Source organism: Streptomyces sp. NPDC040432 (assembly GCF_055595445.1).
This window is the reverse complement of the sequence record NZ_JBVIVP010000010.1, coordinates 1-25,532: the sequence shown is the minus strand read 5'-3', so window position 1 is coordinate 25,532 and position 25,532 is coordinate 1. Positions and strand designations below refer to the sequence as shown.

Here is a 25,532-nt window from a genome sequence, read left to right as displayed (position 1 = left end):
GTCGTCGCCGTTCGCGGAGGTCCGGAGGTCCCGAGGCCCCCGACCGTCGCGTTCCGGCCACCCGGCGCGGCCCGACCACATTGGTGCGACCTCGGAAGTCACGGCAGGATAACGGGCGAATAACGTCCCGTTACGTCCGGGTACAAACCGGCCCATCCGCACCGGCCCGTCCGCCACGGTTCACTCGCCGTTCACCGAGCGCCGTCGACCGCTTCACCTGTTCTGCCTAATTTCAGTACTGCAAGGTGCGAGCCGGACCGGAAACCACGGCGACCGCACCACGTGAACCCGTAGTCCTCCTCGCACGCCGCCCCGATACAGAAAGCGGCCGGCGGCTCCCCGGAAGGAACACCCGAAACAGTGAAGCTTCAGCGCAAGAACATGCTTCGTGCCTCCGCCCTCGGCGCGCTTGTCGTGTCCGGCGCCCTGGTCCTCACGGCGTGCGGCTCGGACGACAACACGAAGACCGGCACCGACGGCTCCTCGAAGGCCGCGGCGCCCGCGCCGGGCGACGTCAAGTGTGAGGGTGCCAAGGGCAAGCTCCTGGCGTCCGGCTCTTCCGCGCAGAAGAACGCGGTCGACCTGTGGGTGAAGAACTACATGGCCGCCTGCTCCGGCGTCGAGGTGAACTACAAGTCCTCCTCCTCCGGTGAGGGCATCGTCGCCTTCAACCAGGGCACCGTCGGCTTCGCCGGTTCGGACTCGGCGCTCAAGCCCGAGCAGATCGAGGAGTCGAAGAAGATCTGCACCGGCGGTCAGGGCATCAACCTGCCGATGGTCGGCGGCCCGATCGCGCTCGGCTTCAACGTCTCCGGCGTGGACAAGCTGAACCTCGACGCCGCCACGATCGCCAACATCTTCAACGACAAGATCAAGAAGTGGGACGACGAGGCGATCAAGAAGCTGAACCCCGGCGTCACGCTCCCCTCCACCGCCATCCAGGCCTTCCACCGCTCCGAGGACTCCGGCACCACCGAGAACCTCGGCAAGTACCTCAAGGCCGCCGCCCCCGACGCCTGGTCCTACGACGCCTCGAAGAAGTGGCCGGCCCCCGGTGGCCAGGCCGCCTCCGGCTCCTCCGGTGTCGCCTCCCAGGTCAAGGCCGTCGACGGCGCGATCGGCTACTTCGAGCTCTCCTACGCCAGCTCGCAGAGCATCAAGACGGTCGACGTGAACACCGGCGCCGGCACCCCGGTCAAGGCCACCGGCGAGAACGCCTCCAAGGCCATCGCCGCCGCCAAGATCGCCGGCACCGGCTCCGACCTGGCGCTGAAGCTCGACTACACCACCAAGGCCGAGGGCGCGTACCCGATCGTCCTGGTCACGTACGAGGTCGTCTGCGACAAGGGCAACAAGCCCGAGACGCTCGGCACCGTGAAGTCCTTCCTGGAGTACACCTCCTCGGACGCCGGCCAGAAGGTCCTCACCGAGAACGGCTACGCGCCGATCCCGGCCGAGATCAACACCAAGGTCCGCGAAGTCATCAAGTCGCTGGCCTAAAGCCCTGATCCCCGCGGTGCCGGGTGGATCCCGTCCGATCCGCCCGGCGCCCGGGGACCCTCCCCCTTCCACCCGGGGGGATCCGGTGCACCGCCGCCAGGGGGCCTGCCCCCACTCAGACCGGAAAGACCATGGCTTCCACCACACCCACCCAGATAGACACGGCTCCGCCCGTCTCCAGGAGCGCAAGGTCCACCGGCCGCGCCGGTGACAAGATCTTCGCCGGACTCTCCAAGGGATCCGGCATCCTGCTCCTGGTGATCATGGCGTCGATCGCCATCTTCCTCACCTACCGCGCCGGCATCGCACTGTCGAAGAACGAGGGCAACTTCCTCACCACCTTCGACTGGAACGCGTCCGCCAACCCGCCCGTCTTCGGCATCGCCGTCCTGCTCTTCGGCACCGTCGTCAGCTCGATCATCGCGATGGCCATCGCGGTTCCGATCGCCGTCGGCATCGCCCTCTTCATCTCGCACTACGCGCCCCGCAAGCTGGCCGCGCCCCTCGCCTACGTCGTCGACCTGCTGGCCGCCGTGCCCTCGATCATCTACGGCATCTGGGGCGCCCTCTTCCTCGTCCCGCAGCTGAACGGCCTGAACCTCTGGCTGGACGAGTACCTGGGCTGGACCTACCTCTTCGACAAGACCCAGGTCGGCGTCGCCCGCTCGCTCTTCACCGTCGGCATCCTGCTCGCGATCATGATCCTGCCCATCGTGACCAGCGTCAGCCGCGAGGTCTTCCTCCAGGTCCCGCGCATGAACGAGGAGGCCGCCCTGGCCCTCGGCGCGACCCGCTGGGAGGTCATCCGCATGTCGGTGCTGCCGTTCGGCCGCTCCGGCGTCATCTCCGCCTCGATGCTCGGCCTCGGCCGCGCCCTGGGCGAGACCATGGCCGTGGCCACCGTCCTCTCCCCCAGCTTCCTGATCTCGTTCCACGTCCTGAATCCGGGCGGCGGCACCTTCGCGCAGAACATCGCCGCGAAGTTCGACGAGGCCAACGAATTCGGCCGGGACGCCCTGATCGCCTCCGGTCTGGTCCTCTTCCTCCTCACCCTGCTGGTCAACGGCGCCGCGCGCATCATCATCGCGCGACGCAAGGAGTTCTCGGGGGCGAACGCCTGATGAGCCACGCACTGCAGGACCCGCGTCCCGTACGGGACCGCAAGTCCGCCGCCCCCGCCTCCCTCACCCGAGGCGGTCTGCCCCGCTGGACCCCGGCCGGCGTCGCCGCCCTGTCGGCCGCCCTCGGCTCCGGCATCGGCCTGCTCCTCGACCTCCACAGCAAGGTCCAGTGGGGCCTCCTCGCAGCCCTCCTGTTCGTGGCCATCACGTACACGGCCAGCGCGATCGTCGAGAACCGCCGCCAGGCCAAGGACCGGGTTGCGACCTCCGTCGTCTGGGTCTGCTTCATCCTGGCCGTCATCCCGCTGCTCTCGCTGCTGTGGACCACGATCAGCCGCGGCGTCACCGTCCTCGACGGGGACTTCCTCGGCCACTCGATGAACGGCGTGACCAGCTTCGAGGAGGGCGGCGGCGTCTACCACGCGCTGCTCGGCACCATCGAGCAGGTCGGCCTGGCCACCCTGATCGCCGCGCCCGTCGGTCTGCTGACCGCCGTCTACCTCGTCGAGTACGGCCGGGGCTCGCTCGCCAAGGCCGTCACCTTCTTCGTCGACGTGATGACCGGCATCCCCTCGATCGTCGCGGGCCTGTTCATCCTGACGACGTGGAACCTGATGCTCGGCTTCGGCCCCTCCGGCTTCGCCGGCGCGATGGCGCTGTCGATCCTGATGATGCCGGTCGTGGTCCGCTCCACCGAGGAGATGCTCAAGCTCGTCCCGAACGAGCTGCGCGAGGCCGCCCTGGCCCTCGGTGTGCCGAAGTGGCGCGTGATCCTCAAGGTCGTGCTCCCCACCGCCATCGGCGGCATCTCGACCGGTGTCATGCTGGCCGTGGCACGCATCGCCGGTGAGACCGCCCCGATCATGCTGCTGGTCTTCGGCTCCCAGCTGATCAACGGCAACCCCTTCGAAGGCGCCCAGTCCTCGCTCCCCCTCTACATCTGGGAGCAGTACAAGGTCGGCAGTGACGCCTCCTACGACCGGGCGTGGGCCGCGGCCCTCGTACTGATCGCCTTCGTCATGATCCTCAATCTGGTGGCCCGCGGCATAGCCCGCTGGAAGGCCCCGAAGACCGGTCGCTGACGCGACCCATGAAAGCGAAGTGACCCCCATGGCGAAGCGAATCGACGTCAGCGGACTGTCCGCCTTCTACGGCACCCACAAGGCCATCGACGACATCTCGATGACCGTCGAGCCCCGCTCGGTGACGGCCTTCATCGGCCCGTCCGGCTGCGGCAAGTCCACCTTCCTGCGGACCCTGAACCGCATGCACGAGGTCACCCCCGGCGGCCGCGTCGAGGGCAAGGTCCTCCTGGACGACGAGAACCTCTACGGCACCGGTGTCGACCCGGTCGCGGTCCGCCGCACCGTCGGCATGGTCTTCCAGCGCCCCAACCCCTTCCCCACCATGTCGATCTTCGACAACGTGGCGGCGGGCCTGCGCCTCAACGGCTCGTTCAAGAAGTCCGAGCTGTCGGACATCGTCGAGAAGTCCCTCCAGGGCGCCAACCTCTGGAACGAGGTCAAGGACCGCCTGAACAAGCCCGGCTCCGGCCTCTCCGGAGGCCAGCAGCAGCGCCTGTGCATCGCCCGCGCCATCGCGGTCGAGCCGCAGGTCCTGCTGATGGACGAGCCCTGCTCCGCGCTCGACCCGATCTCCACCCTCGCCATCGAGGACCTGATCGGCGAGCTGAAGGAGCGCTTCACGATCGTCATCGTGACGCACAACATGCAGCAGGCGGCCCGCGTCTCGGACCGCACCGCCTTCTTCAACCTCTCCGCCGTCGGCATGCCGGGCAAGCTCATCGAGATCGACGACACGGACCGGATCTTCTCCAACCCGTCCGTCCAGGCGACCGAGGACTACATCTCGGGTCGCTTCGGCTGAGCACGGGATGGACGAAACGTCCTGCGGTGCTGCATGGCGGTGCCACCGCGAGGCGAAAGGAAAAGGGCCGGCTCCCCCTGGGTGGGGGGAGCCGGCCCGCTTTCGTACCGGGACGCCGGCGGCTAGCCGACGAAGGCGAGGTTCACGATCCAGAAGCTGACCGCGGCCACCAGGGCCGCGGCCGGCATGGTGATGAACCAGCCGAGGATGATGTTCTTCGCGACACCCCAGCGGACCGCGTTGATCCGCTTGGTCGCGCCCACACCCATGATCGCCGAGGTGATCACGTGCGTGGTGGAGATCGGCGCGTGGAAGAGGAACGCCGAGCCGAACATGATCGAGGCACCGGTGGTCTCCGCCGCGAAGCCCTGCGGCGGGTCCAGCTCGATGATCTTGCGGCCGAGCGTGCGCATGATGCGCCAGCCACCCGCGTACGTACCCAGCGACAGCATCACCGCGCACGCGACCTTGACCCAGATCGGGATCGCGTCGCCCGCGCCCTGCACATCGGCGATGACCAGGGCCATCATCACGATGCCCATCGTCTTCTGGGCGTCCTGGAGACCGTGGCCCAGGGCCATGCCGGCCGCGGACACCGTCTGCGCGATGCGGAAGCCCCGCTTGGCCTTGTGCGGGTTGGCCCGGCGGAACATCCACAGGATGGCCACCATCACCAGGTAACCGACCACGAGACCGACGACCGGCGAGACGAACATCGGGATGACGACCTTGTCGACCACCCCGGACCAGATGACCTCGGTGCCGCCCGCCAGCGCCGCGCCCACCATGCCGCCGAACAGCGCGTGCGAGGAGGACGAGGGCAGGCCGAAGTACCAGGTGATCAGGTTCCAGACGATCGCGCCGACCAGCGCCGCGAAGAGGATCCACATGCCCCGGTTGCCGTGGGGCGTCTCGATGAGGCCCTCACTGACCGTCTTGGCCACCCCGCTGCCGAGGAAGGCGCCCGCCAGGTTCATCACCGCCGCCATCGCGAGCGCCGCGCGCGGGGTCAGGGCCCGCGTCGAGACGGACGTCGCGATGGCGTTCGCGGAGTCGTGGAAGCCGTTGGTGTAGGTGAAGCCGAGCGCGACACCGATGGTCACGATCAGCGCAAAGGTGTCCACGTGGTTCAGGACTCCTTGACCGCGATGGTCTCCACCGTGTTCGCAACGTGCTCGAACGCGTCGGCCGCCTCTTCGAGCACGTCGACGATCTGCTTGAGCTTCAGCACCTCGATGGCGTCGTACTTGCCGTTGAAGAGCTGGGCGAGCAGCTTGCGGTGGATCTGGTCCGCCTGGTTCTCAAGGCGGTTGACCTCGATCCAGTACTCGGTCAGGTTCTCCATGGTCCGCAGGTGCGGCATGGCCTCGGCCGTCAGCTCGGCGGCCCGCGCCAGGACCTCGATCTGCTGCTCGACGCCCTTGGGGAGCTCCTCCACGTTGTAGAGGACGACCAGGTCGACCGCCTCTTCCATGAAGTCCATGATGTCGTCGAGGCACGACGCGAGGTTGTAGATGTCCTCGCGGTCGAACGGCGTGATGAAGGAGGAGTTCAGCTGGTGGAAGATCGCGTGCGTCGCGTCGTCCCCCGCGTGTTCCGCCGCCCGCATCCGTTCCGCGATCTCGGCCCGGGCGGACGGGTCCGCTCCGAGCAGTTCCATCAGGAGCTTGGAGCCCGTGACGATGTTGTCCGCGGAGGCGGCGAACATGTCGTAGAAGCTCGTCTCCCTGGGGGTCAGACGAAATCGCACGTGAGGTCCTCGGGGTGCATTGGGTTCGGTCAGGCTGATGCTAGGCGCATCCCCCGGCCACGGCTAACCGGCCGTTCCCCAGTGTCCTCCATCAGGCACAGTGGGCCGCACGGACCCCTGCCCAGCCGGCCGGGGCCCAGTACCCTATACCCATGAGGGGTATATACCCCCTCGTTCCGGACCACGGGAGGACGCATGACGACCATCGAGGCGGAAGGTTCCGGAGCCGACGCGGGCGCCGCGCCTGTCCCGGCCGTGCACGGGTACCACCACCAGAAGGACGAGCACCTCAAGCGACTGCGGCGCATCGAGGGCCAGATCCGCGGCCTGCAGCGACTCGTCGACGAGGACGTCTACTGCATCGACATACTCACCCAGGTCTCCGCGAGCACGAAGGCCCTCCAGTCCTTCGCCCTCCAATTGCTGGAGGAGCACCTGCGGCACTGCGTCGCGGACGCGGCCGTCAAGGGCGGGGAGGGGATCGACGCCAAGGTCGAGGAGGCCACGAAGGCCATCGCCCGCCTCCTGCGCACCTGAGACGCTCCTCACGCACGCGTCCGCCCGCCGGACCGACTCCGAGCCCCCGCCTTCCGATTCCGCGCGGGCGGGGCTTCCGGGGCCCGATTCAGAAACCGATGCCCATCAGGACCTCGTCGATCCGGTCCTGGCTCAGCCGGTCCTCCACGGCGGCGGACGCCGCGATGATCAACTCGCCGCACAGCTCGATCTCTGCGAGCGCCACGTGGTCCTGCACCGTCGTACCGCCCGCGGGAGTCACGCGTGTCACCTCTTTCTGCCGTCATCGCCCTTCGACGCCCGGCCTCTCAGCGTAGGGATCGGACCCCGTTGCGCACATGACACGGATGGACCATTTCCGGATAGCGCGGCCATGGCCCGGACGCACCGGCCCGGTCCGGCCGGCCGGTCAGTCGGCGATCTTCCCCGCGTAAATGTCCCCGCTTGCGGGCAATGCCACGGTCACCGGGGTCCCGAACCCGTAGAGCATCGTGGTCGAGGAGACATCGATCACGCCATTCTTGACGTAGGTGAACCGGTGCCGGACCTTGCGCAGGAGCCCCTTCTCGTCGAGGTAGACGTCGAAGGGCACGCTGTCCGTGCTGAACCCTTTCGCCGCCGCTTCCAGGGCTTCCCTCACCCCCGGCGAGGCGGTCCGCGCCGCCCGCCCGATGTCCGTCGTCCCCTGGTAGTGCCACACCCGGGTGCCCGCGACCTCGTCCTCGCCGACGTACGTGACGCCCTGCGCGGCGCGCAGCAGCTCGACGGCGGTCAGCGGATCGGTGGCCCCGCCGGTGACGAGGTTGCCGTCGGCGAGGGTCGTCGTGTCGACCCGGACCCACTTGTCGTCGGGCACCCCCGCGCCGCGGTTCTTCATGTAGAGGGCACCGGGGACGAGGAGCTCGGTGATCGGCCGGTGCTCGGCCTTGCCCGTCACGTCGGCCGGGAGCATCACCAGGAGCTGGCCCATGCGCTTGCGGAAGTCGACGCCGCCCTCGCCCCGGATGGTGACCCGGGTGCCGCCGGTGGCCATCTCCATCGCCGTACGGGCCCGCGCGCTGCCGGCGCCGGCCAGTCCGTCGACGGCCCCGCGGATCGCCGCGGCCGGGTCGCGCGGTGCCCGGGCGTCGTCGCTCGCGGAGGCCTCACCGGACGCACCGCCACCGCACGCGCCCAACGCGGCCACGGTCACCGCCATGCCGACCGCGACCACCGCCCCACCCGCACGTCCGCGCCGCCGCCTGTGCTGGTGCACCACCATCGCCTGCCAACCCCCAACGCATGAAACCTGCTTGCCCGAGGCCCCCACCCGCTCCGGTTAACGAGGTCCGGGGTTTCCCGTCACGGGCCGCCGGGGGACGGGGCCGTACCGGACCGGGGCGCCCCCGGGTACCGTGGGAACGTGGATCCGCACACCAAGGCGTCCCTGGCCCCTCCGTTTACCGCTGTGCCGCTTCCGCGTCACCCCGCGGAGCCCGCGCAGCCACCTGTCGGCCACACCACGAGCACCGCGGAACGCGGCTCGTTCTGTCTGGCCGTCTGCAGCTGCGGTTGGACGGGACCGGCCCGTCGCTCCCGCGACCTGGCGAGACGGGACGCCACCCGGCACACCTCCGGGTAGCCGACCCGGCGTCGCCCCGACCCCCGTCGCCGCGCGTGTCGCCCGTTCGGACGGCCCGGGTGGCCGGGCGGGGCGCGAGCGGATGCCCTGGTCCCATGCCAGGAACCGCACCCCGCTACGCGGCCCTCCTCTGGGCCCTGCTCATCGCGCTCACCCCGGCCGCGGCCTGGGCCCGCCCCGTGGGCTCGGCGGACGGGCCGGCCGACGTGGCGCTGGCCGTCGGGGTCACCACCGCCGCGGCCGTGGCCACCGGGCTGTGGCTGCGTTCCCGCTACCGCCGCGAGGAACCGACCCGGGACGACGCTCCGGGCCCCGGCGACGAGCGGTGAGCCCACGCCCCCGCCCACGCCCGGCGGCGGTCCGGCTCTGCTTCGGCGCGGCGGGTCTCTGCCTGCTGGTGGCGATACTGCTCTCGGTGTGGAACGCGTACGCCGGCTGACGGCACGGCCCCGCCGACCGGCGCCGCGGACTCGGGCGGCACGGACTGAGGCGCCGCGGACTCAGGCGGCGAGGTCGCTCTCCGCGGACCGCTGCGCCAGCTCCACCGGCGTGGCCACCACCCGGTCCCGGGCACGGACGAGCCGGCCGAGGCCGGGCGTGCGGGCCAGCGTACGGACCACCGGGGTCAGCAGGGCCATGGCGAGCGGCGCGAGGAGCAGGACGACGGCCGTGCCCAGGGCGAAGCCGCCGATCACGTCGGTCGGGTAGTGGACGCCCATGTAGACCCGGCACAGCCCCTCGGCGAGCGCCAGCCCGATGCCGATCAGCCCGAGCCCGCGGTTCACGAGGAACACGCCGACCGCGAGGGCCATCGTCAGGGTGGCGTGGCCGCTGACGAAGGAGTAGCCCGCGCCCTGGCCCTGTCCGACGGCGAACACGTCGAGGCCCTCGTGTTGGACGAACGGGCGCGGTCGGGCGACGAACTCCCGCAACGGCACGTTCACGAGGAGGGCGAGCGCCGCGGCGAGCGGGGCCCATACGAGCACGGCGAACGAATCGACGGCACCGGCCTCGTCCTGGCTCCTGGCGCCCCGCCAGCACCACAGCACCAACAGGACCAGGGCGAGCGGAAGTCCGTACTCGGCGAGGAGGCCCACGGCCCGGTCGACGCCGTCGGGGGCGCGCCGGGCAAGGCCGTTGACCTCGTACAACAAGCCGACATCCACATTCGGCCCACCACTTGAGTGTCCAGCCATGCGACGCGGCCCCTTGCCTAGGTCCCCTGCGGGCGCGCTGCGCCGCGCACCCTTTCAAACCCCCGTCGATCAACTCTCGTGTCCATGGAACGCCCGTTCTGGCGGGTCCGTTCCACTCTCCACCGAATGATCACTCCAACGTTATCCAAGAGTGACTCATCGTCGCAGCTCAAGGCCTTTGGTTCACGGAGAGTTGCCGGGGGCGGGGGCTGCGGGTGTCCGCTCCGGAAGCGCCTCGGCGCCGTCCTTGGTGACCCGCGTCGCACCGAAGTAGTCCGGGGTGTCGATCTTGTCGAAGCGGATGACCGCACCGGTGAACGGGGCGTTGATCATATAGCCGCCACCAACGTACATCCCGACGTGCCGGATCTCACGGGAGTTCGTCAGGTCATCGGAGAAGAAGACGAGGTCACCGGGGAGCAACTCCGCGCGGGACGGGTGCGATCCGGCGTTGTACTGATCGTTCGCGACGCGCGGCAGCTCGATCCCCACCGTCTCGTACGCCGCCTTCGTCAGCCCGGAACAGTCGAAGCGCCCGTCCTGATCGGGAGTGCCGTTGCCGCCCCACAGGTAGGGGGTGCCGAGTTGCTTCTGCGCGAAGTAGATTGCGCTCGCGGCCTGCTGGGACGGCGCGACCCGGCCGAGGGGCCGCGCGAAGCTCTTCTCCAGGGACCGGATGGCCTTCACGTACCCCTGCGTCTCGCTGATCGGGGGCACGCCGCCCGCCTTGATCACGCGGTAGGGACCGGCGTTGTACGCGGCGAGCATGTTGTCGGACAAATTGCCGGGCACCTTCGCGACGTCCTTGGCGAGTTGACAGTCGTACGTCGCCGCCGCCGGGATCGCGTCCTTCGGGTCCCAGATGTCCTTGTCGCCGTCACCGTCGCCGTCGACCCCGTACATGGCCCACGTGCCCGGGATGAACTGGGCGATGCCGCGGGCGTCGGCATGGCTCACCACATCGGGCTTCCACCCGCTCTCGGTGTACAACTGCGCCGCCAACATGGCCGGATTCAGCGCGGGGCAAAGGTTTCCCCACTTCTCCACCAGCGGCTGGTAGATCGCCGGGACGGCCCCCTTGACCAGTCCGACGGCGCCCTGCCTGCCGCCGTTCATGATGCCGGCCGCCGCCGAGTAGGTGCCCACGACGAGCAGCGCGACGAAGCTCAGGCACACGCCGATGCCGATCCCGCTTGCCATCCAGAACTTGCGCACCCGTCAACACTGCCTCATGGCAAGAGACCTGACAGCGCATTCGTCGGCCTGTGTTCGCATTATTTCACCGGAAAGCCGGTGCAGAAGATGCTGCTGTAGTCCTTGATGCCCCTGACGCGGTAGAACACCACCGTCCAGTCACCGGGGTCGTTGGCGACCGGGATCGCCGGAAAGCTCTTCGCCTTCCCCTGGTTGTCCACGAGCTCCGTGGCGAAGTCGTCGGGGTACGTGAACTCGACGCTCTCGCCGGCCTCCGCCTTCGCCGCGAGGTCCACGCTCCTGCTGGTGTAACCGATGCTCTTGTTCTCCACGACGAAGTCGGCGTAAGGCCGCCCGGACGCCTCGTCGATCTCGTGCGGGGGCTTGACCCCGACCGAGACGTAATAGGGGCCCTGCTCCTGGTGGTACGCCTTCAGCATCACGTTGATCCTGGCCTTGCCCGTGACCGCGCCCGGCTCCGCACCCGGGTCGTCGGCGTCGACGACCGAGGCCACCAGGTAGCGCGATGCCTCCTCGGAGGGCAGGTTGCACCGCCCCGCTCCGCCGTCCCTGCCCGACCACAGGTCCCGCGACGGGTTCGTGGCCTGGATGCGGCCGGGAACGGCCCCCGTACCGGCGGTGCCCGACGCGGACGGTGACGCCGACGCCGACGCGGACGGGCTCGACCCGGGCTGTCCGGCGGGCGTCCGCCCGGCAGGGGCGGACGCCGACGGCGCGGTCGGCGACCCCCCGTCCGCGGCGACCTTGCCGTCCTCCTCCCGCAGCAGCGCGTACCCGCCCGCGCCCAACCCGGCCACGACGAGGCAGGCCACGACCGCCAGGGCCCGACGGGACGGACGCCGACCACGCGACGCACCGCCGGTGGGCGCACCGACCGGCGGCGACGGCACGTACGTCGGCACGTAGCCGCCCGCACCGGCGGGCAGCCCGGGACCGACGGTGACGGGCAGCCCGACGGGCAGCCCCGCGGCCATCCCCGCGGCCATCCCGCTCGGCAGGCCCCGCGCCTGCTCGGCGCCCGCCGCGAGCAACGTCGCGTACACCGGATCGTCGACCAGCGCCGCGTCCACCGCGCACCGCCGGATGACCTCCGCGAGCGCCGGGCGCGCGCCCGGCTCCACCGTCACGCAGGCCCGGACCAGCCCGGCCAGGCCGGGCTCCACGCCCTCCACGTCGATCTCGCCGTGCACCGCGCGGAAGTTGACCGCGGTCGGCTCGCCCGTACCGAACGGCGCCCGGCCGGTCGCCGCGTACGCGATCGTCGCCCCCAGCGCGAAGACGTCCGCCGCGTCCGCCACCTCACCCCGCAGCAGCACCTCGGGCGCCGTGTACCCGGGCGTGCCCGGAGCCGTGCCGAACTGCGTCAGCGCCGTCTGCGCGGCAGCCCTGGCAATGCCGAAGTCGATGAGCTGCGGCCCCTGCACCCCAAGGATGACGTTCTGCGGCTTGAGGTCCCGGTGCGTCACCCCGTACGCGTGGACGCTCGCGAGGCCCTCGGCCAGCGCGGCGAACAACCTGCGGCAGGTGTCGGCCGGCAGCGCCCCGCGGTCGCGCACGGCGTCGGCGAGGGTGGGGCCCGCGACGTACTCGGTCGCCAGCCAGTACGGCGGCGCCGTCAGCGACGCGTCGATCAGGTTCGCCGTGTACGCGGACCGCACCGCCCGGACCGTCCCGACCTCCCGGCGGAACCGCGCGAGCGCCTCCGGATGCCCGGTGATCTCGTCCTTGATCACCTTGATGGCGACCAGCCGACCGCCCGGCGACCGCCCCAGGTACACCTGCCCCATGCCCCCGGCCCCGATCCGGGCCAGCAGGGTCTGCGCCCCGATGTGGGTGGGGTCGGTGTCTCTCAAGGCCTCCATCCGCCCGAGACTGCCACACCGATTCCCCCACCCGTGGGCCGGGTTGACGATCCGTCGAGACGGAGGGACTCCCTCCGGACCGACTCGTGCGAAGATCGCGGACCTGCCGCGGCCGGAGCGGATCGGCGCCTCAGCGACGCGGTGCCACGAACAGGCTCTGCGCGCCGCGACCGATGGGCCCCTTCTCGTCGTGCAGCCGGGAGTCCGCGAGCCCGATCCCCACCGCGTCCACGCTCGTCCGGGCCTCCACGCAGACCCATTCGCCGACGGGGTGTCGGTGCAGGTGGACGCTGAGGTCGCCGTTGACGAAGACGTACCGGCCGAAGTCCACGGCCGAGCTGATCCCGTTCCCCGAATCCGCGGCGACGAGCACCCGGTCCAACGGCCGGACCTCCTCCCCCGCCACGAGCGGCACCTTCATCCGCATCCAGCAGGTACCCGGCCCGAGCTCGGTGAAGGCGCCCTCGGTGAAACGGGTCTCCATCGCCGAGTGGTAGCCGGTCTCCCACGGCACCGGGAAGAACGGCGTCACCGCCACCTCCCCCGGCGGCGGCAGCAGCGCGGCCGGTGCCACCGCCGGCACCGGCTCGGCGGCGACCCTGATCCGCAGCGCCCGCGCCAACATCACCGGCGCGTCCGCGCCCTCCGGCACGAGCGCCGCCTCGACCACCTCCGTACCGCGGCCGGACCGCAGCACGCTCGTGGTGATCTCCAGGCCGCCGATCGGCACCGGCCGCAGGATCTCGTACGTGATCCGCGCGATCCGCATGTCCGTGCGCCCGCCCGGCCGCTCCTCGACCGCCCGCCCGAGCAGCGCGGCCGGCGGACCGGCGTGCTGCGACCCCACGTCCCACGGCCCGCGGGTGGCCTCGCCCGCCCGGAACCGTCCCGTGTCGACCCGCTCGTAGAACCCGTCGGCAGCATCCATGCCACCGCACGCTACCGACAGGTAACCCGGGGCACCAGCCCGTCGCGGCGACCGGGTCGGCAGGCCGGATCAGCGGGCGAACCCGAGCCCCACGCCCAACCCCACCAGCACCGAACCGATCACCCGGTTCAAGGCCTTCTGCGCCTTCAACATCCGCTCGCGCAGCCGCGAGTCCGAGAAGAACAGCGCGACCGCACCGAACCACACCAGGTGCGCCGCCGCCATGAACAGCCCGTACCCGGCCTGCTGCCACGTCGAGGTCCCCGGGTTCACGACCTGCGTGAACGTCGACACCACGAACAGCGTCGTCTTCGGGTTCAGCACGTTCGTCAGGAAGCCCGACCGCAACGCCCCGAGCGGGGTCAGCCCCGGCTTCGACTCCAGGTCCACGGTCAACTCGGCCCGCGCCCGGAAGGTCCGGATCCCGATCCACACCAGGTACGCGGCACCCGCCAGCTTGATCGCCGTGAACAGGGCGGTGGAGGACGCGATGAGCAGACCGACGCCGAGCATCGTGTACGAGACGTGCACCAGCACCCCCGCCGCGACGCCGGCGGCCGCGAACAGCCCCGTCGGACGCCCGTACAAATAGCTGTTCCTGACGACCATGGCGAAGTCCGCACCGGGACTGATCACGGCGAGCAGGGTGATGACGGCAACTGCGATCACTTCTGTCATGTACGGATGCTCACCGCTCCCCGCATGCCGGATCAAGGCATTCCGCCCATCGTTGCCCGCCCGGGCAGCCCGCTCCAGCGACAATGGACCGGTGTCCACCACCGCCCTTCCCGCCCTTCCCGTCCTCCAGGCCGACTGCTCCAACTGCTTCGCCCTCTGCTGCGTCGCCCTGCCGTTCGCGAAGTCGACCGACTTCGCGGTGAACAAGCCGGCCGGCACCCCCTGCACGAACCTCCGGCAGGACTTCCGCTGCGGCATCCACACCGCCCTGCGCGACAAGGGCTTCCAGGGCTGCACCGTCTTCGACTGCTTCGGAGCCGGCCAGCAGGTCTCCCAGGTCACCTTCGGCGGCCGGGACTGGCGCACCGCCCCCGACACCAAGGCCGCGATGTTCGAGGTCTTCCCGGTGATGCGGCAACTCCACGAGCTCCTCTTCTACGTCAACGAGTCCCTGACCCGCCCGGAAGCCGCCCCCGCCCACCCGGACCTGCGCCGCCTCCTGACCCGGACCGAGGCCCTGACCCGGTCGGACGCCACCACCCTCGCCGCCCTGGACGTCGGCGCCCTCCGCCAGGAGATCAACGTCCTCCTCCTGCGCACCAGCGAACTGGTCCGCGCGACGCTCCCGGGCCGCAAGAAGAACCACCGCGGCGCCGACCTGATGGGCGCCCGCCTCGCCGGAGCCGACCTGCGCGGCGCGAACCTGCGCGGCGCCTACCTGATCGCGGCCGACCTCCGCCGCGCCGACCTCCGCGGCGCGGACCTGATCGGCGCGGACTTCCGCGACACCAACCTCCGCGACGCCGACCTCCGCAACACCCTCTTCCTCACCCAACCCCAACTGAACGCCGCCCGGGGCAACCCCGAAACCCACATCCCACCCACCCTCGTGCGCCCGTCGCACTGGGCGTAACCGTGGGCGGGGCATCGGACGGGCCCCGCCGGCCCCGGCCCTCCTCACTCCCGGTCCCGCCGTTCCCAGCCCCGCCGGCGTTTGAGGCGCGGGGGTCCGGGGGCGGAGCCCCCGGGAAACGGCGAAAGGGCGGGTCGGGGACGCGCCCCGCGCAGCGGCGCACCCCCGCCCCGAGGCCCGCGAACCGGCACCGGCCCCCACCCTCAAAGCCTCCGCAGGAACCCCGCCACCACCGCCCCGAACCCCTCCGGGTCCCCGGCCCGCACCCCGTGCCCCACCGGCAACTCCACCAACCGCACCCCGCCCCTCCGCACCGCCATCTCCCGCGCGTGCTCCGCGGACAGCACCCCGCTCCGATCCCCCCGCACCAGCAGCGTCGGCTGCCGCACCGCCAGCCAGTCCGCCCAGTGGTCCCCGTTCAGGCCCCGCTGCGATTCCACCGCGTCCCCGGGCACGAACGCCGTCCCCCACCCGTCCGGGTACTCCCTCAGCGACCCGGCCAGGGCATCGGCCGCGCTCCCCACCCCCGCCAGGAACGCGGCCCGCGTACCGGCCCGCCACGGCCACTCCCGTACGTGGGACAGGTCGCCGTCCACCACCGCCCCGATGTCCTCGACGACCACCGCCCGCACCAGATCGGGCCGCCGAGCGGCCAGCTGGTACGCGTTGACCCCGCCCAGCCCGTGCCCCATGACCACCGCCGGCCCGAGCCCCAGGTGCTCCAGTACGGCGGCCGCGTCCGCCACGTACCCCTCACGCCCGTACTCCGGCGCCCGGTCCGACGCCCCGTGACCCCGCTGGTCCACGGCGATCACCCGCCACCGCGGCCCGACGTCGCGGGCGAACCGTTCGTAGGACCGTCCGTCCTGGAAGTGCCCGTGCAGCGCCAGCAGCGGCGCCCCCGCCCCACCGAAGTCCGTGTACACCACCCGCCGGCCGGGCCCACCGACCCCGGCCCCCGCGACCTCCACCACGCCCGGCAGCGGACCCAACTTCTCCGCCACCCGCTGCCGCAGCAGCTGGTACTCCTCCCACCGCCGCGGCAGCCGCCCGCCCGGCCGCTTGCCCATCAGCCGCCCCGGCGTCACCGTCTGCCCGCGCCGGAACTGCTCCCGCGTCAGGTCGATCCGGATCCCGCCGGGCAGCACGTTCCAGCAGTGGTAGCCGTGCTGTTCCCCGTCCGACCAGACCTCACCGACCATCAGCTCCCCGCCGACGAGGTCCTGCACGACCAACGCGGTGATGTCGCAATGCCCCCAAGCCGGATTGTCGGCGGTCCAGGGCGCCCGCTCGACGTCGTCGGGCGAGCAGGTCTCGGCCGACCAGCCCGCTCGAATGGCCGCCTCAAGGTCCGCGAGAGTCCAGGGAGTCGTCATCCCCCAAGCCTCCCGCATCCCACCGACACCCGCCGTCCACCGCCCCTCCCCGGCCTCCCCCGCCCGCGCCCACCACCCCCCGTACGCGCCCCTCATGCCTCCACGCGCCCCCGCGCCGCGGCGACACCCGCGCCCCGACACCCCGTCAGGGCTTGCGCACGGCCGTCCATCCCTGCGTACAGCTCAGGGTCGCCGTGCACCAGTTCTCGAAGACGTCGCCCGTCGTGGTGAGCACCTTGACGTACACCCGCTCACCGATCAGCCGCAGCGCCACCGAGCACGCGGTCCGCGGATACCCCGGGGTCGCCTCGGGCCGGGTCAGGTCCCGCCAGCTGTACGCACCCGTCACCGTGGCCCGCGCCCCCACGTACGTCCGCCCCCTGGTCACCGCCGCGCTGTACTCGGAAGTACCCGGCCCCGGCACCGTGACCAGGTCCACGCACGGCCCCGCCGGCCCGGCCGGACCCGCCGGCCCCCGATCACCCTTGGGCCCCTTGGGCCCCTTCTCGCCGCGCGCCCCCGTGCACCCGTTGCCGACGGCCCCCGGGGCCTTCGATGCCTGCGCCCGCGTCGCCCTCCCGTTCTTCGCGCACGTGCCGCCACCCGAACCGGCCGCCGTCACCGACGCGCCCGCCCCGGGCACGGCGGCCGTCGCCGAGGCAGGCCCGCCCGTGAGCCCCAGCACCAGCGGCACGGCCAACCCGCAGGCCAGCCAGGCCCGCAGCCCGGTCTTCCCCGCAGTACCCATCCGACTCTCCTCGCCTCGCGCAACCGAACGCGGCGAAGCATCCCGCGCAACCGACCATGAGAATGGAACGACTGACGGAATGTCGGACCATGTCAGCGGCTCGGCCCAACGACACGCGGCACCGATGCGCCGATTGGCCGCCCCTCACCCGGCCCCCCGCACGGCGAACCGACAATCATTGCCCGGGGTCACCCCCCGTGATACACAGAGTGACCATACGTTCTTCCGCATGCACCCCACCCCCGCCCAGGTCAGAGCGCACGGACCGGGCGAGGGCCGAGAGAACGGGTAAAGAGAGCCGCCAAGTCGACGACGGCGACGGTTTCATCAGGGAAGATAGTGCGTGACCCCTGCCGACGGGCACGGGCTACCGGAACTACCCATACAGGGGCGGTGAGTTACATGATCCTGGCAGCGGAAAAGGGCGACATCACCACCATCATCGGCGGAATCGCTCCGAATTGGGGGCCGTTCGGCAGTCTCGGCAACGAAGCGAAGGTCATGATCGAAGTGGTCATGGCCATTGCGATCCTCCTCTGCCTAGGCATCGCCATCTGGGGCGCGGCCAAACAGCGCATCGGCGCGACCGCCCTGCGCGACACGTTCAGCGCGGAACAGGGCAAGGGCCTCATCGTGGCCGGCCTCACGGGCGTCTTCATCATCGGCTCCCTCGGCACCCTCTTCACGATCGTCTACGGAATGGCCGTCTAGCCGTGCAGCCCGGCGGCCGTCGTACCTGATGGCGAATCACCACTCCGCGTCCGCGCGGGAACGAGCGCTACCGTCGTACGAGGCGGAGGGGGCGGACACGGAATGAGCAACGACGACCAGTACGGCGGCGGCGCGGGCCACGGCGAGGTCGGCGGCACGGGCCAAACCCGCACCCGCCTCCCGGACTCCCCCTCCGACTCCTACGGCACCCCCCGCCGCACCCCCCGCGCCTCCCGCGGTCTGGTCACGGTGGTCGGTGTGGTGGTCCTCCTCATCGCCGCCATCGCCTTCGCCAACCAGTCCCAGGACCCCCCACAGGACCAGGCCTCGGACAAACCCCCGACGGACTCCGCCACCACCGCGACGGGCGTGCCGCCGGTAACCACTCCGAAGGGTCAAATCCCGAAGGGCTTCGCCCGTGACGAACAGGGCGCCCAATCGGCCGCCGCGAACTTCGCGGTGGCGCTCGGCTCCGACGCGATGTTCAAGAAGCAGGCTCGACACCTGTTGGTGGAAGGGATTTACACTCCGGACGCCGCGGCCCGGCTCAAGGGTCCGCAGGATGGGGCCTACTCGCCGGCATTTTTGGCGAAGCTCGGTCTGGACGGAAACGGCAACCCGCCGCAGGACAGTACGTTCGTATCCCGAACGGTGCCAATCGGCACGAAGGTCGAGTCGTACAGCCCCACTGCCTCGAAGATCGCTGTGTGGTACACGGGCCTGATCGGCATGTCGGGCGCAAAGTCCATTGACCCTGTTAGGACTATCTGGAAGACCTGGACCTTCGAGCTGAGCTGGGTAGATGACGGGTGGAGAGTTGTTGACGACACCCAGCAGGACGGCCCTGTGCCGGTCCCCGGTGACGTGCCCGTATCGACCTCCGATGACATGAGCAAGGCCATCCAGGAGTTCGGAGGGTTCACCTATGCCCGCTAAGAGTACGAGCAGGCTCCGGGTCAAGGCTTGGCCTGCATCTGCCTTCGCCTCGCTCCACATCGTTCTAGTGATGTCGTCCGGTACCGCCCAAGCCGCACCGACTCCAACTCCAAGTACCACGCCCTCGCCCGGCGCGACGCCCTCGCCGAGCAAAGACCCCTGTGGTCTGCTCGACGGCCCGTCCAAGCAGTACTGCGAAAGTGACACCGGAACCTCCAGCGGTGCCACGGGCAATGGCCTGGCCCCCAGTGACGGCAGTGCCAGCGCCCTCGACCCCCTCTCCTCCCTCGCCCGCGGCTGCGCCGACGCCGCCGCCTGGATCGTCGGCAAACTCAGCGAAGCCGTAAAGGGCACGGCCAACGTCGACTTCACCAACCCCGCCTTCCTCCAGCAGTACGCGGTCGTCTTCGCCGCCTCCACCATCCTCACCCTCGTCCTGTGGCTCCTCGCCGTAGCCAAGCGGGCCGTCCGCGGCGTCCCCCTGACGACCGCCCTCTCCGAGGCCATCGGCTTCCTGTGGCTGACCGTCCTCGCCTCCGCCTTCACCCCGCTGATCCTCTACACCGTCGTGTCCGCCACCGACGGCGTCACCGAGGTCATCGCCTCGGCCACCGGCAGTCAGACCGACGTCTTCTTCGGCTCCTTCACCGAGGCCCTCAAGAAGGGCGAGGACATCGGCGGCGGCCCGATCATGCTGATCGTCGTGTCCCTCGTCACGGTCCTCGCCGCCGGCATCCTGTGGCTGGAGCTCGTCATCCGGGCCGCCCTCCTCTACGTCGGCGCCCTCCTCGGCACCGTCGTCTACGCGGGCCTCGTCGACCGCAACATGTGGGGCCACGTCCGCCGCTGGGCGGGCATCATGATCGCCGTCATCCTCGTGAAGCCGGTCATCGTCATCGTCCTCGGCCTCGCCGGCGCCCTCGCCGGCGACAAGGGCCCCGACGCCTTCTCCGCCGTCGTCTCCGGACTGGCGATCATCCTCCTCGCGATCTTCGCGTCCGCGATGATCTACCGCTTCGTCCCCGGCTTCGGCGACGAGATCGCCTCCGCCCGCAGCAACCGCTCCAAGGCCACCGACGGCGCCCAGGCCGCCGCCGTCATCAGCTCCCCCGCCTCCCTCGTCTCGCAGGGCATCAAGACCCACAGCAGCCGCGGCGGCGGCGCCCACCGCGCCGACGGAGGCAGCGGCGGGAGCGGCGGCAACCAGATCTCCGGAGGCATGGCCGCCCACAGCAGCCGCGGCTCCGGCAGCGGCTCCGTCCCTCCCGCCGCACCCCCGCCCCGCACCGGCTCCAGCACGAGGAACACAGGAGGTGACGGGCGTTGACGACCCAGTCCCACCAGCTCCACCCGATCACACCCCGCCGCACGTATCTCATCGGCCGGGCCCGGCCGAACGCGATCGTCGGAAAGAACCGCGAAACGGGCGAGATCGCCCTGATCATCGCCGGCGCCTTCTTCGGCATGATGAGCGGCCTGCTCGTCCCCGACCTCACCCTGCGCATCGTCGCGCTCGTCGGCTTCCCCATGCTCGCCCTGGCCGTCGTGTACGTCCCGTACAAGGGCCGCACCTTCTACCGCTGGTTCGAGATCAGCCGCAGCTACAAGCGCATCCTGCGCCGCGGCGCCACCTACCGTTCCTCGGTCGTCGAAGCCGGCACCCGCGCCGCCGACGGCCGCGAGGTCGAGGTCGGCCCACCCCCGGGCATCGGCCGCATCAACTGGCTCGCCGCGCCCTTCGGCCCCGACGAGATCGCCGTGCTCCTCCACGCGGACCGCCGGACCGTCACCGCCGCCATCGAGATCGAGGGCCCCGGCGTCGGTCTGCGCGACAGCGAGGACCAGGAGGCCCTCGTCGACCGCTTCGGCACCCTCCTCAAGCACGTGGCGAACGGCGACGGCTTCGTCACCCGTCTCCAAATGCTCGCCCGCACCCTCCCGGCCGACCCGGACGCCCACGCGAAGGACGTCGCCCAGCGCGGCGACACCCACGCCCCCGTCTGGCTCCGCGACTCCTACGACCAACTCCAGTCGATGGTGTCGACGTCCTCCGAGCAGCACCGCGCGTACCTCGTCGCCTGCATGCACTACACCCGCGACCTGGCCGCCGAAGCCGTCGCCATCGCCCGCGCGTCGAGCCCCCAGAAGGGCCGCAAGCTCGACCGCGACTCCGGCCTCGCCATCGTCATGGCCCGCGAACTCACCGACATCTGCGCCCGCCTCGCCGAGGCCGACATCCGTGTCCGCCAGCCCCTCGGCCAGGGCCGCCTGTCCTCCCTCGTGCACTCCATGTACGACCCGGACCACCCCATCGACCACATCCAGGCCATGACGAAGCGCAACGCCTGGCCCGCCGAACTCGACGCCGTGGAGCCCACCTACCTCCAGGCCAAGACCCGCGAGTCCTCCACCCGCGCCCCCTGGTGCCACGCCACCGCCTGGGTCAAGGAGTGGCCGATGACCCCGGTCGGCGTGAACTTCCTCGCCCCGCTCCTCGTCCACACCCCGGACGTCATCCGTACCGTCGCCGTCACCATGGACCTCGAACCCACCGAGATCGCCATCGAGCGCATGCTCACGGAGAAGACCAACGACGAGGCCGACGCCTCCCGCGCCGCGAAGATGAACCGCACCGTCGACCCCCGCGACATCGCCGCCCACGGCCGACTCGACCAAAGGGGTGAAGATCTCGCCAGCGGCGCTGCGGGGGTCAACCTGGTCGGGTACATCACGGTGTCCTCGCGATCCCCGGAGGCCCTCGCCCGCGACAAGCGCACCATCCGCGCCTCCGCCGGCAAGTCCTACCTGAAGCTGGAGTGGTGCGACCGCGAGCACCACCGCGCCTTCGTCAACACCCTGCCGTTCGCCACCGGCATCCGACGCTAGCTGGAGGGAAGTGCCGCCCATGCGAGATCCCATGACCGCTCTGACGGACGCCTTCACCAGCTTCCTCTTCGGCAAGGTGGAAAGCACCCGCCTGCCCGTACGCACCTCCACCGGGCAGGCGCAAGCCGTGTACCTGCCCACCGCCGCCCCCGGCCTCGGCGACTCCGGCGTCATCATCGGCCGCGAGGTCTACAGCGGCAAGGGCTACATCTACGACCCGTTCCAGCTGTACGGCCAGCAGCTCCCGGCCCCCCACTGGCTGGTCCTCGGCGAGTCCGGAAACGGCAAGTCGGCCCTCGAAAAGACCTACGTCCTGCGCCAGCTCCGCTTCCGTGACCGCCAGGTCGTCGTCCTCGACGCACAGGGCGAGGACGGCGTCGGCGAGTGGAACCTGATCGCCCAGCAGCTGGGAATAACCCCCATCCGCCTGGATCCGATCGCCGCGAACGACGACGGGATCCGCCTCAACCCCCTCGACCCGGCGATCACCACGACCGGCCAGCTCGCGCTGCTCCGGACCATCATCGAAGTCGCCATGGGCCACGGCCTCGACGAACGCTCCGGCTTCGCCCTCAAGGTCGCGCACGCCTACGTCGTCGCCACCATCCGGGACCGCCAGCCCGTCCTCACCGACATCGTGGACCAGCTCCGCCACCCCGAGGCCGAGTCCGCGGAGGCCATGAACGTCGACATAGACGACGTCCGGGCCTGGGGCCTCGACGTGGCGCTCGTCCTCGACCGCCTCGTCGACGGCGACCTGCGCGGCATGTTCGACGGCCCCACGACCGTCGGCATCGACCTCGACGCCCCGCTGATCGTCTTCGACCTGTCCCACATCGACCGCAACTCCATCGCGATGCCGATCCTCATGGCGATCGTCGGCGTCTGGCTGGAACACACCTGGATCCGCCCCGACCGGAAGAAGCGCATCTTCCTCGTCGAGGAGGCCTGGCACATCATCAACAGCCCGTTCGTGGCGCAACTCTTCCAACGGCTCCTGAAGTTCGGCCGCCGCCTCGGCCTGTCCTTCGTCGCCGTCGTCCACCACCTCTCCGACGTCGTCGACGGAGCGGCCGCACGTGAAGCCGCGGCCATCCTCAAGATGGCCTCGACCCGCACCATCTACGCCCAGAAGGCCGACGAGGCCCGCGCCACCGGCCTCGTACTCGGTCTGCCCCGCTGGGCCGTGGAGATCATCCCGACGCTCACCCCGGGCATCGCCGTGTGGGACGTCAACGGCAACGTTCAAGTCGTGAAGCACCTCATCACCGAAGCCGAGCGTCCCCTCGTCTACACGGACCGCGCGATGACGGAGTCCTCCGGCCCGCAGCTCCCCGACGAACTCCTGGCGGCCGAACTCGAAGCGGAGGAACGAGCCCTGTACATGGAACGCCACCGCCACAGCGGCCCCGGTTCAGCGACCACGGTGGCCTGACCGTGCCCCATGCCGGACGTACGGAGCCCCCGGCGCGAGCCGGCGGCGTCCCCGACGGACTCCTCATCGGCCTGCTGGCCTTCCTCCTCGGGATCGCCGTCATGGTCTGGTCGGCCACCGGCCTCGCCGCGTTCTTCGCGAAGGGCGCCTGGCCGGACACCGTCACCTTCCGCAGCACCCCGGAGGCCGTCCGCGCCCTGATAGCGGAGCCGCACGACATCGCGGCGGCCTGGCCCGCCACCGCTCCTTCCGCCCTCCCGGGCTGGGGGCTGTTCTGGGGCCTGTTCATCGGCCAGCTCCTGGTCCTCCTGGTCCTGACGATCTTCACCCTGGGCGTGGTGGCCCGCACGAAAGCCCGCCGCAAGGCCGCCCGCACCGCGCCCCCGGCCCCGCTCCCGCAACCGGCGACGGCCCCGGCCCCCGTCCCGACACAGACGGCGGCCCCGGCCACCCCGCCGGCCCCCGCTCCCACACCGGCTCCGACGCCGGCTCCGGCTCCGGTCCCCGCCGCGACGACAGCCCCGCCCGCCCCGCCCGCGCCCCGCCCCTCCCCCGTGGACGAGGCGTACCGCTACGGCTTCGGCTACGCACCGGCCACCCCGGCGGGGACCCCGGCCCCCGCCGGTACCGCCACCACGGCGACGACCCGGACCCCCGCGGGCCTGGCCTACGACGTCCCGGCATCCCGCCAGCGTCTCGCCGCGGACGCCATCGCCGCGGCCGAGGGCGCGGTCCTGGTCGTCACGTCGTCGCCGGCTCTATGGGCGGAGACCAAGGACGCCCGGGCCAAGCTCGGCCCGGTCCTCCTCTACGATCCCTCGCACCTGTGCGACACCCCGTCCCGCATGCACTGGAATCCCGCCGAGGGCTGCGCGGACCGTGACACCGCCGCCGCCCGCGCCGCGGCCCTGCTGGCCCCCGTACGGCCCCAGGCCCGCATCGACTCGGTGCTCGCGGACACCGCGGAAACGCTCCTCCGTAGTTGGCTCCAGGCGGCCGCGCTCGAAGAGCGCCCGTTCAAGCAGTTGCACCGTTGGGCCCAGGGCACCTCGGCCCAGGACCCGGTACGGATCCTCCGCACGCACCCCCGCGCGGCGGCGGGTACGGCCGGCGAGCTGGAGAGCGCCCTGACGTCCCACCCGGAGCGCCGGGAACAGGCCCTCCAACTGACGGCCCGCGCCCTGAGCTCGCTCACGTCGATCCACATCCGTGAGGCCTGCAATCCCAATCGAACGGATTCGCTCACCCTGGCTTCGTTCGTGACCGAGGGGGGCAGCCTCTACGTGGTGGGTGAACCGCTCGAAGACCCCCGCTCCCACCCGGGTGCGATGCCGCTGCTGACCGCACTCGCCTCCAGCGTGGTCGAGCACGGCCGGCGCATGGCCGCACGGTCATCCCACGGTCGGCTCGACCCACCACTGACCCTGGTCCTGGAGGATGTCGCGGCCGTCGCCCCGATCCCGGAGCTCCCGGATCTCCTCGACGACGACACGCTCCCCCTCCTGGCACTGTGCCGCAGCCGGGAACAGGCCCGAGCCCGCTGGCCGCAGGCTTCCTTCGATCCGCGCTAGACCGGCCGTCGGAGCAGGTACTCGTGCTCTTCGGCGCCCGAGTCCAGCCGCACGATGCGCCCGCTCGCGACGAACCCGAACCGCCGGTAGAAGGCGGCGGCCCGCGCGTTGTCCCGGTGCACGAAGAGCCGCACCCGTTCCACGGCCGGCCCTTCCGCAGACCACGCCCATTCGACGGCGGCGGCCAGCAACGCTCCCGCCATCCCGCTGCCGCGCCACTCCTCGCGTACGAACACCCCGACGAGGTGCCCCTGTCCCTGCTCGACGCCCTGCCCGAAGATGTCGACGGTCCCGGCCTCCTCGACCAGCACGGTCACGCTCCCGCCCCAGCTCCCGTCGGGCACCTCGGCGACGAACTGTCCGGCCGTCCGCCCGTGCGAGGCGCCTTCCGCCCTCCGCTGCCAGAACGTGTCGGGGTGGGCCTCCGCCTGTTCGACGGTCTCCAGGAAAGCCACGGGGGCCGCCGGATCCTTGAGCGCGGAAATACGCAGCTCCTTGACCTGCCGCCACTCGCCGGCACGTACGGAACGTATCGAATGCTGGTCCATGACCGGGAATCCTAGACCGAGATCCGGGAAACTCATCGGCCCGTGAACGCAGAAAAGCCCCGTACCGGTATCCCGGTACGGGGCTTTCCACAATGATTGTTCGGCGGCGTCCTACTCTCCCACAGGGTCCCCCC

Annotated in this window: 25 protein-coding genes; 13 read left to right on the top strand and 12 right to left on the bottom strand. The window is 70.9% G+C overall.

The window, feature by feature from the left end; translation table 11 throughout:
* Positions 1–360 precede the first annotated feature (360 nt).
* From pstS to pstB, 4 genes are all read left to right on the top strand, one after another.
* Complete coding sequence (gene pstS / locus ACZ58N_RS21300; protein WP_471162109.1) at positions 361–1,500, top strand: phosphate ABC transporter substrate-binding protein PstS; 1,140 nt, start codon at positions 361–363, stop codon at positions 1,498–1,500.
* Between the two features lie 131 nt (positions 1,501–1,631).
* Positions 1,632–2,621 carry a phosphate ABC transporter permease subunit PstC gene (gene pstC, locus ACZ58N_RS21295; protein WP_471162106.1) on the top strand — a complete coding sequence of 330 codons (990 nt, stop codon included), beginning with the start codon at positions 1,632–1,634 and terminating at the stop codon, positions 2,619–2,621.
* Positions 2,621–3,703 carry a phosphate ABC transporter permease PstA gene (pstA, locus tag ACZ58N_RS21290; protein ID WP_471162103.1) on the top strand — a complete coding sequence of 361 codons (1,083 nt, stop codon included), beginning with the start codon at positions 2,621–2,623 and terminating at the stop codon, positions 3,701–3,703. Before pstC ends, pstA begins: the two co-directional genes overlap by 1 nt.
* Positions 3,704–3,731: 28 nt before the next feature.
* Entirely contained in the window at positions 3,732–4,508 is a 777-nt protein-coding gene (gene pstB / locus ACZ58N_RS21285) for a phosphate ABC transporter ATP-binding protein PstB (protein WP_471162101.1), read from the top strand.
* 122 nt (positions 4,509–4,630) lie between these two features.
* Here pstB and ACZ58N_RS21280 read toward each other — a convergent pair whose 3' ends face one another.
* Both ACZ58N_RS21280 and ACZ58N_RS21275 read right to left on the bottom strand, forming a co-directional pair.
* Positions 4,631–5,632 (bottom strand): inorganic phosphate transporter, encoded by a 1,002-nt coding sequence (locus ACZ58N_RS21280; protein ID WP_471162098.1) that lies wholly within the window; start codon positions 5,630–5,632, stop codon positions 4,631–4,633.
* Positions 5,633–5,637: 5 nt separating this feature from the next.
* Positions 5,638–6,258: a DUF47 domain-containing protein gene (locus ACZ58N_RS21275; RefSeq protein ID WP_267091204.1), complete on the bottom strand. Its 621-nt coding sequence runs from the start codon at positions 6,256–6,258 to the stop codon at positions 5,638–5,640.
* A gap of 195 nt (positions 6,259–6,453) precedes the next feature.
* Between ACZ58N_RS21275 and ACZ58N_RS21270 the strand changes: the two genes are divergently transcribed.
* A complete protein-coding gene (locus tag ACZ58N_RS21270) occupies positions 6,454–6,795 on the top strand; it encodes a metal-sensitive transcriptional regulator (protein ID WP_388896174.1) in 342 nt (113 codons plus the stop codon).
* An 88-nt stretch (positions 6,796–6,883) separates the two neighbouring features.
* Here ACZ58N_RS21270 and ACZ58N_RS21265 read toward each other — a convergent pair whose 3' ends face one another.
* The gene (locus tag ACZ58N_RS21265; RefSeq protein WP_281203719.1) at positions 6,884–7,036 is read right to left on the bottom strand and encodes a hypothetical protein; all 153 of its coding nucleotides are present in this window, start codon (positions 7,034–7,036) and stop codon (positions 6,884–6,886) included.
* Positions 7,037–7,183: 147 nt separating this feature from the next.
* Positions 7,184–8,035, bottom strand: a complete 852-nt coding sequence (locus ACZ58N_RS21260; RefSeq protein WP_471162094.1) for an SCO4651 family lipoprotein — start codon at positions 8,033–8,035, stop codon at positions 7,184–7,186.
* Between the two features lie 455 nt (positions 8,036–8,490).
* On the opposite strand from ACZ58N_RS21260, the gene ACZ58N_RS21255 reads away from it, so the two are divergent.
* Entirely contained in the window at positions 8,491–8,724 is a 234-nt protein-coding gene (locus tag ACZ58N_RS21255) for a hypothetical protein (protein WP_471162092.1), read from the top strand.
* Positions 8,725–8,895: 171 nt separating this feature from the next.
* Here ACZ58N_RS21255 and ACZ58N_RS21250 read toward each other — a convergent pair whose 3' ends face one another.
* The 5 genes from ACZ58N_RS21250 to ACZ58N_RS21230 all read right to left on the bottom strand — a co-directional run bounded on the left by ACZ58N_RS21250 (position 8,896) and on the right by ACZ58N_RS21230 (position 14,274).
* Positions 8,896–9,591: a phosphatase PAP2 family protein gene (locus tag ACZ58N_RS21250; RefSeq protein ID WP_471162089.1), complete on the bottom strand. Its 696-nt coding sequence runs from the start codon at positions 9,589–9,591 to the stop codon at positions 8,896–8,898.
* Between the two features lie 183 nt (positions 9,592–9,774).
* Complete coding sequence (locus tag ACZ58N_RS21245; RefSeq protein WP_471162086.1) at positions 9,775–10,806, bottom strand: bifunctional lytic transglycosylase/C40 family peptidase; 1,032 nt, start codon at positions 10,804–10,806, stop codon at positions 9,775–9,777.
* Between the two features lie 59 nt (positions 10,807–10,865).
* Complete coding sequence (locus ACZ58N_RS21240) at positions 10,866–12,668, bottom strand: serine/threonine-protein kinase (RefSeq protein ID WP_471162083.1); 1,803 nt, start codon at positions 12,666–12,668, stop codon at positions 10,866–10,868.
* Positions 12,669–12,798: 130 nt separating this feature from the next.
* Positions 12,799–13,596 (bottom strand): thioesterase family protein, encoded by a 798-nt coding sequence (locus tag ACZ58N_RS21235; RefSeq protein WP_471162080.1) that lies wholly within the window; start codon positions 13,594–13,596, stop codon positions 12,799–12,801.
* 69 nt (positions 13,597–13,665) lie between these two features.
* Positions 13,666–14,274 carry a LysE family translocator gene (locus ACZ58N_RS21230; RefSeq protein WP_389705153.1) on the bottom strand — a complete coding sequence of 203 codons (609 nt, stop codon included), beginning with the start codon at positions 14,272–14,274 and terminating at the stop codon, positions 13,666–13,668.
* Between the two features lie 91 nt (positions 14,275–14,365).
* On the opposite strand from ACZ58N_RS21230, the gene ACZ58N_RS21225 reads away from it, so the two are divergent.
* Complete coding sequence (locus tag ACZ58N_RS21225; protein ID WP_471162077.1) at positions 14,366–15,187, top strand: pentapeptide repeat-containing protein; 822 nt, start codon at positions 14,366–14,368, stop codon at positions 15,185–15,187.
* A gap of 203 nt (positions 15,188–15,390) precedes the next feature.
* Here ACZ58N_RS21225 and ACZ58N_RS21220 read toward each other — a convergent pair whose 3' ends face one another.
* Together ACZ58N_RS21220 and ACZ58N_RS21215 are read right to left on the bottom strand one after the other, a co-directional pair.
* Positions 15,391–16,563, bottom strand: coding sequence for an alpha/beta fold hydrolase (locus ACZ58N_RS21220; protein ID WP_471162074.1), 1,173 nt, complete (start codon positions 16,561–16,563; stop codon positions 15,391–15,393).
* A gap of 145 nt (positions 16,564–16,708) precedes the next feature.
* Positions 16,709–17,311: a hypothetical protein gene (locus ACZ58N_RS21215; RefSeq protein ID WP_471162072.1), complete on the bottom strand. Its 603-nt coding sequence runs from the start codon at positions 17,309–17,311 to the stop codon at positions 16,709–16,711.
* Between the two features lie 402 nt (positions 17,312–17,713).
* Between ACZ58N_RS21215 and ACZ58N_RS21210 the strand changes: the two genes are divergently transcribed.
* The 6 genes from ACZ58N_RS21210 to ACZ58N_RS21185 all read left to right on the top strand — a co-directional run bounded on the left by ACZ58N_RS21210 (position 17,714) and on the right by ACZ58N_RS21185 (position 24,850).
* Positions 17,714–18,022, top strand: coding sequence for a hypothetical protein (locus ACZ58N_RS21210; protein WP_053676383.1), 309 nt, complete (start codon positions 17,714–17,716; stop codon positions 18,020–18,022).
* Between the two features lie 102 nt (positions 18,023–18,124).
* Positions 18,125–18,958 (top strand): hypothetical protein, encoded by an 834-nt coding sequence (locus tag ACZ58N_RS21205; RefSeq protein ID WP_471162069.1) that lies wholly within the window; start codon positions 18,125–18,127, stop codon positions 18,956–18,958.
* 70 nt (positions 18,959–19,028) lie between these two features.
* Positions 19,029–20,285 (top strand): hypothetical protein, encoded by a 1,257-nt coding sequence (locus tag ACZ58N_RS21200; RefSeq protein WP_471162066.1) that lies wholly within the window; start codon positions 19,029–19,031, stop codon positions 20,283–20,285.
* Complete coding sequence (locus ACZ58N_RS21195) at positions 20,282–21,844, top strand: SCO6880 family protein (RefSeq protein ID WP_471162063.1); 1,563 nt, start codon at positions 20,282–20,284, stop codon at positions 21,842–21,844. Before ACZ58N_RS21200 ends, ACZ58N_RS21195 begins: the two co-directional genes overlap by 4 nt.
* Positions 21,845–21,863: 19 nt before the next feature.
* The gene (locus ACZ58N_RS21190; protein WP_388896209.1) at positions 21,864–23,279 is read left to right on the top strand and encodes an ATP-binding protein; all 1,416 of its coding nucleotides are present in this window, start codon (positions 21,864–21,866) and stop codon (positions 23,277–23,279) included.
* 2 nt (positions 23,280–23,281) lie between these two features.
* Positions 23,282–24,850: a type VI secretion protein gene (locus ACZ58N_RS21185; protein WP_471162059.1), complete on the top strand. Its 1,569-nt coding sequence runs from the start codon at positions 23,282–23,284 to the stop codon at positions 24,848–24,850.
* Here the strand turns inward: ACZ58N_RS21185 and ACZ58N_RS21180 are convergent.
* Positions 24,847–25,398 carry a GNAT family N-acetyltransferase gene (locus ACZ58N_RS21180; protein ID WP_471162056.1) on the bottom strand — a complete coding sequence of 184 codons (552 nt, stop codon included), beginning with the start codon at positions 25,396–25,398 and terminating at the stop codon, positions 24,847–24,849. The genes ACZ58N_RS21185 and ACZ58N_RS21180 overlap by 4 nt on opposite strands.
* Positions 25,399–25,532 lie beyond the last annotated feature (134 nt).